Annotated in this window: 10 protein-coding genes; 4 read left to right on the forward strand and 6 right to left on the reverse strand. The window is 61.5% G+C overall.

Going from position 1 to position 11,942, the window contains the following annotated elements; translation table 11 throughout:
• Positions 1-101: 101 nt before the first annotated feature.
• The 4 genes from AC1MEK_RS21660 to AC1MEK_RS21675 form a co-directional block, all read right to left on the reverse strand.
• On the reverse strand, positions 102-1,562 hold the full coding sequence (locus tag AC1MEK_RS21660) for an NAD-dependent succinate-semialdehyde dehydrogenase (RefSeq protein ID WP_480398326.1): 1,461 nt from the start codon (positions 1,560-1,562) through the stop codon (positions 102-104).
• Positions 1,563-1,881: 319 nt separating this feature from the next.
• A complete protein-coding gene (locus AC1MEK_RS21665) occupies positions 1,882-2,679 on the reverse strand; it encodes an ABC transporter permease (RefSeq protein ID WP_480398327.1) in 798 nt (265 codons plus the stop codon).
• Entirely contained in the window at positions 2,680-3,606 is a 927-nt protein-coding gene (locus AC1MEK_RS21670; protein ID WP_480398328.1) for an ABC transporter permease, read from the reverse strand.
• A gap of 11 nt (positions 3,607-3,617) precedes the next feature.
• The gene (locus tag AC1MEK_RS21675) at positions 3,618-4,667 is read right to left on the reverse strand and encodes an ABC transporter substrate-binding protein (RefSeq protein ID WP_480398329.1); all 1,050 of its coding nucleotides are present in this window, start codon (positions 4,665-4,667) and stop codon (positions 3,618-3,620) included.
• 394 nt (positions 4,668-5,061) lie between these two features.
• Between AC1MEK_RS21675 and bamJ the strand changes: the two genes are divergently transcribed.
• From bamJ to AC1MEK_RS21695, 4 genes are all read left to right on the forward strand, one after another.
• Positions 5,062-5,850, forward strand: coding sequence for a BamJ family beta-barrel-assembly machinery protein (gene bamJ / locus AC1MEK_RS21680; RefSeq protein WP_480398330.1), 789 nt, complete (start codon positions 5,062-5,064; stop codon positions 5,848-5,850).
• Between the two features lie 427 nt (positions 5,851-6,277).
• A complete protein-coding gene (locus AC1MEK_RS21685; protein ID WP_480398331.1) occupies positions 6,278-6,727 on the forward strand; it encodes a YkvA family protein in 450 nt (149 codons plus the stop codon).
• Between the two features lie 200 nt (positions 6,728-6,927).
• Positions 6,928-7,278: a helix-turn-helix domain-containing protein gene (locus tag AC1MEK_RS21690; RefSeq protein WP_480398332.1), complete on the forward strand. Its 351-nt coding sequence runs from the start codon at positions 6,928-6,930 to the stop codon at positions 7,276-7,278.
• Positions 7,275-7,649 (forward strand): hypothetical protein, encoded by a 375-nt coding sequence (locus tag AC1MEK_RS21695; protein ID WP_480398333.1) that lies wholly within the window; start codon positions 7,275-7,277, stop codon positions 7,647-7,649. The genes AC1MEK_RS21690 and AC1MEK_RS21695 overlap by 4 nt, the downstream gene beginning before the upstream one ends.
• Positions 7,650-7,788: 139 nt before the next feature.
• Here the strand turns inward: AC1MEK_RS21695 and AC1MEK_RS21700 are convergent, their stop codons facing one another.
• Positions 7,789-9,555, reverse strand: coding sequence for a bifunctional diguanylate cyclase/phosphodiesterase (locus AC1MEK_RS21700; protein WP_480398334.1), 1,767 nt, complete (start codon positions 9,553-9,555; stop codon positions 7,789-7,791).
• Between the two features lie 147 nt (positions 9,556-9,702).
• On the reverse strand, positions 9,703-11,784 hold the full coding sequence (locus AC1MEK_RS21705) for a carboxy terminal-processing peptidase (protein WP_480398335.1): 2,082 nt from the start codon (positions 11,782-11,784) through the stop codon (positions 9,703-9,705).
• Between the last annotated feature and the right edge of the window lie 158 nt (positions 11,785-11,942).

Here is an 11,942-nt window from a genome sequence, read left to right on the forward strand (position 1 = left end):
ATCTGCCCTCATCTGAACACAGGCGCAGGCCCGGTTCGTGCCGTTTTGGGCCGCCGGAAAAACAGGATCTGCTGCCCGGCGGGTTTTGTGAGCAGGAACGATCAGTTCAGCCCGCCGATGTGCCAGGCCTTCACTTCGAGGAACTCGTCCAGGCCGTATTTGGAGCCTTCGCGGCCGGTGCCCGATTGCTTCATGCCGCCGAACGGCGCGACCTCCATGGAGATCACCCCAGTGTTGAGGCCGACCATGCCGAACTCCAGGCGTTCGCCTACACGAAAGGCGCGGCGCATGTCCTGGGTGAAGTAATAAGCGCCCAGGCCGTAAGGCGTGGCGTTGGCCAGGGTCAGGGCTTCGGCTTCGTCCTTGAAGCGGAACAGCGGCGCGACCGGGCCGAAGGTTTCTTCGCTGGCCAGCAGCATGTCGGCGCTGGCATCGCGCAGCACCGTGGGTTGCACGTACAGCCCTTCGCCCTGCGGTGCGCCGCCGATGGCGATGCTGGCGCCTTTTTCCAGGGCGTCGCCGATGTGCCGCGCCACTTTGTCCACCGCCGCGCTGTTGATCAGCGGGCCGATGGTCACGCCGTCCGCAAGGCCGTCGCCGACCTTGAGTTGAGCTACGGCAGCACTGAGGCGCTCGGCGAAGCGGTCGTAGATGCCGTCCTGCACCAGAATGCGGTTGGCGCAGACGCAGGTCTGGCCGGCGTTGCGGAATTTGCTCTGCATCACGCCGGTGATCGCCAAGTCCAGATCGGCGTCGTCGAACACGATGAAGGGCGCGTTACCACCCAGCTCCAGGCTCAGGCGCTTGATGGTCGCCGCGCACTGGCTCATCAGGAGTTGGCCGACGCGGGTGGAACCGGTGAACGACAATTTGCGCACCGCCGGGTTGGCGGTCATCTCGCCGCCGACGCCCGCCGGCAGGCCGGTCAGCACGTTGAACACCCCGGCGGGAATCCCTGCGCGTTCGGCCAGCACCGCCAGGGCCAGCGCCGAGAGCGGGGTCATTTCCGAGGGTTTGACCAGCACCGGGCAGCCGGCGGCCAGGGCCGGGGCGCACTTGCGGGTGATCATCGCGTTGGGGAAGTTCCACGGCGTGATCGCCGCCACCACGCCGATGGGTTGCTTGAGCACGATGATGCGGCGGTCGGCAGCAGGGGAGGGAATGGTGTCGCCGTAGACCCGGCGCGCTTCCTCGGCGAACCATTTGACGAAGCTGGCGCCGTAGGCGATTTCCCCGCGGGATTCGGCCAGCGGCTTGCCCTGCTCGGCGGTCATGATCCGCGCCAGGTCTTCCTGGTTTTCCATGATCAGCGCGAACCAGACTTCCAGATACCGCGCGCGCTCGGCGGCGGGCACTTCACGCCAGCTGGCGAAACGCGCTTCGGCGGCCTCGATGGCGCGGCGGGTCTCGGCGGCCTGCAGGGCCGGAACGCGGGCGATCACGCTGCCGTCGGCGGGGTTGGTGACGTCGATCGTCGCGCCGTCATCGGCCTCGATCCAGGCACCGTTGACGTAGGCGCGTTCGACGAGCAGGGAAGGGTCACGCAATTGGCTTTTCAACATGATCAGGACCTTGTGAGGGTACGAAGGATGGCTTCATTTTAAGAATCCCCGCCCAGCGCCCGATGCCGAGATCAGCGGTTGTGCGGGTGATAGATGCTGAATTGCGTACGAAAACAGCGCGAGTGTGCGAGCTTCAAAGCTGTGGAGCCGACTTGCTGGCGAAGGCGATCTTGAGGGCCACCCGCCGGCAAGCCGTGCTGCTACGTCGTTCGTGGGTGATTGCAAGGTTGGCTATCACCCGCAATCCGTAGCAGCCGGGCTTGCCCGCGGGTCGATCTCATGGACGTCGTCGCCGACAAGCCGGACGGATACTCGCGACCTACCCCTGCTTGTTCCGCCCGGCAATCACCACCAGGATCAACGAGGCCAGGATCAGGATCGAGCTGATCGCGGCGATGGTCGGGTCGATCTCGTCGCGCAGGGCGGTGAACATGCGTTTGGTCAGGGTCTGGTTGTCGCCGCCGGAGACGAACAGCGCCACCACGGTTTCGTCCAGCGAGGTGATGAACGCAAACAGCGTCGCCGACACCACGCTCGGTTTGATCTGCGGCAGGGTCACGGCCATGAATGCGCGAAAGCGATTCATGCCCAGGCTGCGGGCGACCATCTCCTGGGACATGTCGAAGTTCCGCAGACCGGCCAGCAGCGCGATGATCACGTAGGGCAGCGCCAGCATGATGTGCGCCAGCACAAGGCCCGTCAGCGTGCTGATCAGGCCGACCCGCGCATAGACGAAGAACACCCCGGCTGCGATCAGGATGATCGGCACCATCATCGGCAGCAGCAGAACGATTTGCAGCGTGCGCACCACTTTGAGGGTCGAGTTGTTGATCGCGTACGCCGCCGCCATGCCGATCGGCAGGCTGATGACCATGGTGAAGAACGCCGTGATCAGGCTGACCCGGGCCGCCGACATCCATTCCACGCTGTTGAAGAACGACTCATACCAATGCACCGACCACTGCTTGGGCGGGAATTGCAGGAAGCGCGCTTCGGAGAACGACATCGGCACCACGATCAGCACCGGGATGATCAGGTACAACAGAATCGCCGCCACGATCAGGGTGAACAGCACGTGGGACAGACGCAGGTGACGCAGGTTGGCAAGCAGGTTCATTTAGCGCGCTCCCAGAATGCGTTCGATGGGGATGAAGCGGTTGATGCCCCAGAAGATCAGGAACACCACCAACAGCAGCACCAGGCCGACCGCGCTCGCCGCGCCCCAGGCGTGATACAGCTCGACGTTGCGTTGCACCAGCATCGACACCAGGATCGTGCGCCCGCCACCGAGCAGTTCCGGAGTGATGAAAAAGCCCAGGCAGATCACGAACACCAGGATCGACCCGGCCATCACGCCAGGCGCGGCCATCGGCAGGAACACCCGGCGGAAGGTGTAGAACGGCTTGGCGCCCAGGCTTTCAGAGGCCTGCATCAAATCCTGCGGGATCTTTTTCATCACCGCGTACAGCGGCAGCACCATGAACGGCAGCATCACATGCAGGGTGCCGATCACGGTGCCCGTGGTGTTGTGCATCAGGTTCAGCGGCTGGTCGATGATACCCAGGTCCATTAGCGTCTGGTTGACCAGGCCGCGCCGCTGCAGCAGCACCAGCCAGGCGTAGGAGCGCACCAGCACGCTGGTCCAGAACGGCAGGATCACGCAGATCAGCACCAGGTTGGCCCAGAAGCCGTGCAGGCGCGAGGCTGCGTAGGCGATGGGAAAGCCCATGATGATCGACAGGATCGTCACCAGAAAACTGATCTTGAAGGTCAGTGCGAAGGTGTCCCAGTAAATGGTCTCTTCGAAGATCCGCAGGTAGTTGGCCAGCGAGAAGCCGTCCTCGGTCTGCACCGACTGAAACGCCAGCCAGCACAGCGGCAGGATCAACAGTACCACCACCATCACCAGCGCGGGCGCCAGCAGCAACAGCATCGAGGTGTGCTCCTTGCGCTCTTCGCGCGCCAATGCCGCCTCATTGGCCAGTGGCGGTGGGCGATGGTCGCTGGAATCGGGCAGGGATTTTGCGAGATACGCGTTGGACATAGGGCCTCCCATTATTTTTTCTGTACGAAGGACAGCCAGCGTTCTTCGGCCTTGACGCCGTCAGCCGATGCCCACCACTGCGCGGACAACAGGGCCTGACGGGAAATGTTTTCCGGCGAGGACGGCAGCTTCGCGGCGCGTTCGGCCGGGATCACGCCGGTCTTGAACGCCTCGGGGTTGAGCGGGCCGTAATCGATGATCATCGGCAGCGCCGCTTGCAGCTTCGCGTCGATGGCCTCGTTGACGAACTTCATCGCCGCGTCCTTGTTGGGCGAGTTCTTCAGCACGCACAGCGAGTTGGTTTCCAGCACGCCCTGGTTGTAGTCGAAGGCCACTGGCGCACCGGCCGCCTGTACCGCGCTGATGCGGCCGTTCCAGGCTTGGATCATGTCGACTTCGCCGTCGCTGATCAGCTGCGCCGACTGCCCGCCGGAGGTCCACCAGGTGGCGATGTGCGGTTTGATCTGTTCCAGCTTTTTAAAGGCGCGGTCGACGTCCATCGGGTAGAGCTTGTCGGCCGGAACGCCATCGGCGAGCAGGGCGATTTCCAGGGTCGGGCGCGGTAGGTTGCGCAGCGAGCGTTGGCCGGGGTACTTCTTGGTGTCCCAGAAGTCGGCCCAGGTCTTGGGCGCGTTGTCGGCCTTGAACGCATCGGTGCGGTAGGCCAGCACGGTGGAGTAACTGATGTAGCCGACGCTGTAGTCGTCTTTGAGTGCGGCGGGAATCTGCGCGGCATTGGGGATCAGCGCCAGGTCGAGTTTCTCGAACAGCCCTTCGGCCTCGCCGCGAATGCAGTCGCCGGTGGGCAGGTCGACCACGTCCCAGGTCACCTTGCCGCTCTCGACCTGGGTCTTGATGATGGGGTAGGCCTTGGGCGAGCTGTCCTGTTTGAGGGTCAGGCCGAGTTTCTTCGCGGCCGGTTCCAGGATCGCCTTGCTTTGCGCCTCCTGATACGCCCCGCCCTGGGAGACGAAGGTGATGTCCTGGGCCAGGGCCTGGGTGCTGCCGATCAATAGGGCCAGACTCGCCAGCTTGAAAACAGTGCTACGGGTGTGGGTCATGAATAAGGCTCCGTATGGTTGGCAGATTCATTAAGCGAGCTGGAGGTTTTGTTGTCGGTCGCTCTGCGGGACCATGCCCGATTAATGTACTGGTTCGGCCAGGAACGAAGCGGGCACAAATGCCCCGTGCAAAAGTGCTTTATTGCGAAATCGGGATCGGCCACGGCATCTCCTGCGTTTACCGCTCTGAATCAATAGCTGCGTGAAAGGCGGGCTTTGGTGATCGAACTCTGAACCCGAACTGAACAGTTTTATCGATCAAACAAGAAATCCTTTGGCCTCCTGAACTTATCTGCCTTTTCTCCCTCTCATGCCGGTAGCCATTGATCGCGGCGGCCTGATAAGCTCGCGGCTTTACTCGTTTGCCCTTTCGGCGCATGAACAAGGAAACAGGATGAAACAGCATCGGTTGGCAGCGGCGATTGCCCTGGTCGGTCTGGTACTCGCGGGCTGCGACAAGCAAGCCAGCACCGTTGAACTGAAAACCCCGGCACAAAAAGCCTCCTATGGCATCGGCCTGAACATGGGCAAGAGCCTGGCTCAGGAAGGCATGGACGATCTGGATTCCAAGGCCGTAGCCCTGGGTATCGAAGACGCCGTCGGCAAGAAAGAGCAGAAGCTCAAGGACGAAGAGCTGGTAGCGGCCTTCGGCGAGCTGCAGAAACGTGCTGAAGAGCGCATGGCCAAGATGGCCGAAGAGTCGGCAGCAGCCGGCAAGAAATTCCTCGAAGAGAACGGCAAGCGCAAGGAAGTCACCACCACCGCTTCCGGCCTGCAGTACGAAATCATCAAGAAGGCTGACGGTGCAGTACCCAAGCCTACCGACGTCGTGACTGTTCACTACGAAGGCAAGCTGACTGACGGCAAGGTGTTCGACAGCTCCGTCGAGCGCGGCAGCCCGATCGATCTGCCGGTCAGCGGCGTGATCCCGGGTTGGGTCGAAGGCCTGCAACTGATGCACGTTGGCGAGAAGATCAAGCTGTACATCCCGAGCGAACTGGCCTACGGCGCACAGAGCCCAAGCCCGATGATCCCGGCCAACTCGGTGCTGGTATTCGATCTGGAACTGCTGGGCATCAAGGACCCTGCAGCGGCAGGCGCCAACGATGCAGCCGCTCCGGCGGACGAAGAGGAAGAAGCAGCACCGGCGGCAGAACCTGCCAAGCCAGCTGCCAAGAAGTGATCGATACGTCGATTGCTGCTTGAATAAAAGAATGCCCCGTCTCGACGGGGCATTTTCTTTTGCGTTGAAAACAGATCGAACCGCGAGCGGGTTGGGCAGTCCCAATAGCGATGGCCGAACGGGCAAATGTCGGGTTTGCAGGCTGGTTTGGCAGGATCGAAACCTGCGCCATGCCCTGTGGCAGGTGTCCGGGTCAACTGTTTTTTTGCCTTCGTTTGAATGGGCAAAAAACGCGCGATTTGAGCCAAGGCCCTGTAAAACGGGCGTTTCAGCGCGGTCTGGCGGCTCTGTTCACAAGGTTATCCACAATTAATGTGGATAACCTTTTGTGCGTTTTTATCGCGCAGTGGCCGGGAATGACCACTGGGCGCCTCGATCGATGGCGGTCGACCTTGACTCGATGTTTATCGAGATCGCTGGAGTGAATATGAAAGCACCCTGGAATTTCATTCGTTACCTGCCCATGGCCAATCGCTTGATGGCGGCGGGCCGTTTGCCTGCGCTGCTGTTTGCGGTGGCCGGAAAGATGGCCAGTGATGGCAACCGCCTGGGCAAGCTCAAGGACGATCTGAAACTGCTGCAGGCGCTGTGCCTGGCCTACTGGCGCGGCGAGTACCGGGCCATCAGTGGCAAGGCGATCCTGTCGGTGGTGGCGGGGCTGATGTATTTCCTGAGCCCCCTGGATGCGATTCCCGATTGGATTCCGGGCCTGGGCATGCTCGACGACATCGCGGTGTTGGCGTGGGTGATGAAGAATCTGGAGGACGAACTCAACGCGTTTCGCGCCTGGCGCCAGCGACAGAATCCGGAAAAGCTGGCAGTGGTCGAGCGCTTGCCGGCAACGCCGAAGCTGTTGGAGAAAGAGAAGAAGGATTGATCTCAACGTCGCTCCGTAGCAGCACGGCTTGCCGGCGGGGCGGTATGCCTGTGATGAATGTATTGCCTGACAGTACGCCCCGCGGGCAAGCCCGGCTGCTACGGGGCTCCATGTTTCAGCCCTGCCCATCCGCTGTTAAGATGCCGCAATACAAAGAAAAAGATTACTTGTAAAAGTTTGTCTTCCTACAGGGGGTGGTAATGGATCTTCAGGTCATTTCTCGGGATGGAGAGCCAGAATACGCGGTGCTGCCATGGGCGCAGTACCAGGCCCTGCTGCAGGCGGCCGGTGTTCGCAGCCAGCAGAATACGGCGCCCATTGCTCAATCTGCCGCTTCGGCGGCGCCTTCCGCCGATGATCTTCCCGCGCTGGATCAACTGGCTGCGCTGCGTCAGGCCAAGGGGCTTGAACTGAGCCAGCTGGCCCGTTCGGTGGGCATCAGCCCGTCCTATCTGGAACTGATCGAGAACGGCAGCCGCGAGCCGGACGCCGCGATTCGTCGCAGCCTTGCCTGGGAGCTGGGCGTGCCCGGCTTTCGAGGTGCGCCATGAGCGTGCGCATCAGCCGTCAGCACTGGGAAGGGCTGCTGGCTGAACTGGATCTGGCACGCAGTCAGCGTCATCTGGTGACCTATCGCGCCCTGCTCGAACGCCTGCAATTGCCTACCCCGGCCATGCAGACCCTGACCGCCGCCCTCGAACACCTGGCCGCCATCGACGCCCGCGCCGACCAGCCGCTGCGCAGTTCGCTGGTCATCAGCCAGGGCGCCAGCCGCCTGCCACGCACCGGTTTCTTCGAATGCGCCGAACGCCTGGGTCGCTTCACCGGCCCCTCCGACGGCGTCGCTGCCGCCTCCTGGCATGCGGCGGAGGTGGTGCGGGTGTTCGAGTTCGAGTATCCGGAAGAACTCAAGCCGGAATAGCGGCATGCCTTACCGACTTGCGGCTCGCCGCCGGACGGATGGTGATACGCGATCATGTGGGAGCCGGCTTGCTGGCGATTGCGTCAGTTCAGGCGCAGATGTGTTGAATGCCTCACCGCAATCGCCAGCAAGCCGGCTCCTACAGGTCGGTGTTTGGAACTGCGGTATCGATCACATGCACACTCGCACCGATGACGTCCTTGGCGTAGTGCTTGGCCTGGGAGGCGAGCTCGGCCAGTTGGCTGGCGTCCAGCGTGTGGCAGGCTTGCGGATGCAGGTGCACCACGCCCACTGACAGCGACAGCAAGGGAAATTCCTGGCGCTGGCCCTGACGATTCAGCGCAACGAAGCATCCTGCCTCCAGGTGTTCGGCGCGGTAGAAGCGTCGGCACTGGTTCTGGAAGTCTTCGAGCAGCGAACTCAAACGTTTGCGCCAGTCTTCGGAGCCCAGCACCATCAGGAAATCATCACCGCCGATGTGGCCGACGAAGTCGCGGCTGGGGTCGATCCGGTCATTCAGGCACTGCGCCAGGCACAGCAACACTTCATCGCCCCGGCCATAGCCATAGATATCGTTGAAGGGCTTGAAACTGTCGATGTCGACGTAGCAGATGATCGATTCGCGGCCCTGTTGCAACAGCCGCGTCAGGCACTGCTGGATCGGCACGTTGCCCGGCAACAGGGTCAGCGGGTTGGCGTAGCGCGCCTGCTGTATCTTCAGTTCGGTGATCAGCTTGAGCACGTCGATGACCCGGCCCAGCCCCAGATACACGCCGTTCTGCATGATGATGAAATCTTCTTCGATGCGCTGCCTGGCGCGGCTGGTGATCAGGCGGCTGACCTGTTGCAGCGACTGGCTCAGCTCCACGGCCAGGAAATCATCGCTCATCAACCGGCTGATGGGTTTGCGCGCGTAGAGCTCGGTGGCGAAGGGCTGCAGCAGCACGTCCGACAGTGAATGCCGGTGGACGATGCCGATAGGGCGCTGTTTGTCGTCCAGCACCGCCAGCGAATTGAGGTTGGCCTGTTTGCGAAAGGCCTCCAGCACGGTGGCGGTCGGCGTGGTCTGCACCACGGCGGGCAGCGTGTTGAGCAGGGCGCTCAGGTCGCTGCCTTCCTCGCTCAGGGCCACGGCATTGGGATCGATCTTGGGCAGCAGGGTGCGGGCATCGCGGGGCGGGTGCTCTTGCGGACGACACAGCAGATAACCCTGAACCAGATCGACGCCCATGTCGATCAATACCGCCAGCTCTTCGGCCAGCTCGATGCCTTCGGCGATCACCAGTGCCTTCGATGCTTTGGCCATTTGCAGCATGGAACCGACGAACTCGCGCTTGACCGCATCCTGATGAATGCCGTCGATGAAATGCCGGTCGATCTTCACGTAATCCGGGCGCAGCTCGGACCACAGGCGCAGGCTCGAATAACCGGCGCCCAGGTCATCCAGCGCGATGGAAAAGCCCATGTCGCGGTAATGGAAGAGTGCGTTGTACAGCAGCCCGAAATCGTCGGTAGGCGTCTGCTCGGTCAGCTCGATCACCACCTGGCTTGGCGGAATGCCGTAGCGCTGCAGCAGTTGCAGGGTTTGCCCTGGCGGGTGCGAGGGTTCGAGCAGGGACTCGGGGGAGATATTCAGGAACAGTTTGCCGTCGAGTTTCTGCTCGGCGAAGCGTCGACAGGCCGACTCGCGACAGGCCATTTCCAGCTCGCTCAGCCGACCGGCCTGACGCGCCACGGCGAACAGGCTGACAGGGGAGTGCAGTGAGCTGTTGGACGGGCCGCGGGTCAGGGCTTCGTAGCCCAGGATGCGGCGATCCGACAGCGACACAATCGGCTGGAACAGGCTGGACAGGTCGCGGTGAGTCAGAATCGCACTCAAAGCGCTCAGCTGTTCGGTCACGGTCATGGCAATCTCGGTGCAAGAAAAAAGGAGCTGCGACGCCAAGGCATCGAGCTCCCGTATTTCACGACAGATTCATGACTGTTTGATGACGATTTGCCATCATCTCGTCATGTTTCATGACCCGCCGCGAAGCGGGTCATTTGGGGCTATTTACTTCTTTGCGACCGAACCACTCAGGCTCAGGTAATCGAGCAGGATGCGGCCGGTCTCGGCCAGGTACGCGTCGTCTTCCGGTTTGGTCTTGTCGTCGTCCACCGGCAGTGCGTCTTCGTCTTCCTTCTTGAGTTCCTTGAGCGGCTCTTCGCCCTTGGCCTTGCGGCGGGTGTTTTCCATCACCAGCTGCTTGCTTTCGACATCGGCATGCTCGGCGCGGCGTTCGGTTTCGTTGAGGCTGACGGTCTTCTCGCTCATCAGCTTCTTGGCCAGCGCCAGCTTCTGCTCGACGAACACGAACTCGGCGTCCTTGGCCGAACGCACGTCGTGACGCGATTGCAGCTGCGCCAGGAACGGCTTGAACGGATCGACTGCAGGCTTGATCGCCGGCTTGATGGTGTCGTAGGCCATCGCCTCAGGCAGCGCGCTTTCGCCGATTTCCTTGGTGTCGATGATCGACGGGTAGGCGATGTCCGGCAGCACGCCCTGATGCTGGGTGCTCTGCCCGGAAACCCGGTAGAACTTGGCCAGGGTCAGTTTCAGCTCGCCGTGATTGAGCGGCTGGATGGTCTGCACGGTGCCTTTGCCGAAGGTCTGGCCGCCGATGATCAGCGCACGGTGATAGTCCTGCATGGCACCGGCGAAAATCTCCGAGGCCGAGGCCGAGAGGCGGTTGACCAACAGCGCCATCGGGCCTTTGTAGAACGCGCCGCTGTTCTCGTCTTCGAGCACGTCGACCTTGCCGTCGGCGTTACGCACCAGCACGGTCGGGCCCTTGTCGATGAACAGGCTGGTCAGCTCGGTGGCTTCCTGTAACGAGCCACCGCCGTTGTTGCGCAGGTCGATGACTACGCCGTCGACTTTCTCCGACTGCAGCTCAGTCAGCAGTTTCTTCACGTCGCGGGTGGTGCTCTTGTACTGTGGATCGCCGGCGCGGTAGGCCTTGAAGTCCAGGTAGAACGCCGGAATCTCGATCACGCCCAGCTTGTAGTCCTTGCCGTCCTGGTTCAGGTGCAGGATCGACTTCTTGGCCGCCTGCTCTTCGAGCTTCACGGCTTCGCGGGTGATCGACACGATCTTGGTGGTCTGATCGTTCGGCGCATTGCTGGCCGGGATGATTTCCAAACGCACCACCGAGCCTTTCGGGCCACGGATCAGCTTGACCACTTCGTCCAGACGCCAGCCGATCACGTCGACCATCTCTTTGTCGCCCTGGGCGACGCCGATGATCTTGTCGGCGGTGTTGACCTGCTTGGTCTTGGCGGCAGGGCCAGCCGGGACCAGACGTACGATCTTGACGTTGTCGTTGTCGCTTTGCAGGACAGCACCGATGCCTTCCAGCGACAGGCTCATGTTGATATCGAAGTTTTCCGCGCTGTCAGGCGACAGGTAGTTGGTGTGCGGATCGTAGGACATCGCGAAGGTGTTCAGGTACGCCTGGAAGATGTCTTCGCTGCGGGTCTGGCCCAGACGCGCCAACTGATTCTTGTAGCGCTTGGTCAGGGTTTCCTGGATCTTGGCCGGGTCCTTGCCCGCGATCTTCAGGCGCAGGACTTCATCCTTGACGCGCTTGCGCCACAGGTCGTCCAGCTCGGCTTCGTTCTTCGGCCATGGGGCATCCTTGCGGTCGACCAGCAAGGTTTCCTGAGTGTTCAGGTCGATCTTGTCGACACCTTTGCTCAGTTGCGCCAAGGCGAAATCCAGACGCGACTTGATGCGGTCCAGATAGCGCTTGTAGATAGTGAATCCCGGGTTCAGATCGCCGCTTTTCAGGAAGTCGTCGAACTGGAAACGCCACTTGTCGAACTCGGCGATGTCGCTGGCCAGGAAATAGCTGCGCGACGGGTCGAGGAGTTTGAGATAGCTCTGGTAGATGATTTCTGAACGCTTGTCGTCCAGCGGCGGCTTGCTGTAGTGGTGGCGCTTGAGCAGCTCCACGACATTCAGGCTGGCGATGACCTCATCGCGATCAGGCTGAAGATTATCCCAGCTGTTGGCTGCGAACGAACTGGCAGACATGGGCAATGCCGCCAGGCCAAGGAGTAATGCAAGGGTGGTGCTGGGAAGAAAATGCTTCATGCTGATTCGACGCGTGGACAATTGATAACGCATAGTAGGCCGTCTTTAAGGTCGCCGGTTCCTGTCGTACTGCAAAAAGTTTCAACGGGAACCCGGTCGAATAATGCAAAAAGCCCGAACGCTACAAAGCACGTCGAGCTCAGTCCAAGAGTCACTAT

It is taken from the genome of Pseudomonas sp. 2 (genome assembly GCF_056627435.1).

Coding starts and splice junctions, on each gene's coding strand:
- AC1MEK_RS21660 (WP_480398326.1), bottom strand. CDS start 1,562: ATGTTGAAAAGCCAATTGCGTGACCCTTCCCTGCTCGTCGAACGCGCC.
- AC1MEK_RS21665 (WP_480398327.1), bottom strand. CDS start 2,679: ATGAACCTGCTTGCCAACCTGCGTCACCTGCGTCTGTCCCACGTGCTG.
- AC1MEK_RS21670 (WP_480398328.1), bottom strand. CDS start 3,606: ATGTCCAACGCGTATCTCGCAAAATCCCTGCCCGATTCCAGCGACCAT.
- AC1MEK_RS21675 (WP_480398329.1), bottom strand. CDS start 4,667: ATGACCCACACCCGTAGCACTGTTTTCAAGCTGGCGAGTCTGGCCCTA.
- bamJ (WP_480398330.1), top strand. CDS start 5,062: ATGAAACAGCATCGGTTGGCAGCGGCGATTGCCCTGGTCGGTCTGGTA.
- AC1MEK_RS21685 (WP_480398331.1), top strand. CDS start 6,278: ATGAAAGCACCCTGGAATTTCATTCGTTACCTGCCCATGGCCAATCGC.
- AC1MEK_RS21690 (WP_480398332.1), top strand. CDS start 6,928: ATGGATCTTCAGGTCATTTCTCGGGATGGAGAGCCAGAATACGCGGTG.
- AC1MEK_RS21695 (WP_480398333.1), top strand. CDS start 7,275: ATGAGCGTGCGCATCAGCCGTCAGCACTGGGAAGGGCTGCTGGCTGAA.
- AC1MEK_RS21700 (WP_480398334.1), bottom strand. CDS start 9,555: ATGACCGTGACCGAACAGCTGAGCGCTTTGAGTGCGATTCTGACTCAC.
- AC1MEK_RS21705 (WP_480398335.1), bottom strand. CDS start 11,784: ATGAAGCATTTTCTTCCCAGCACCACCCTTGCATTACTCCTTGGCCTG.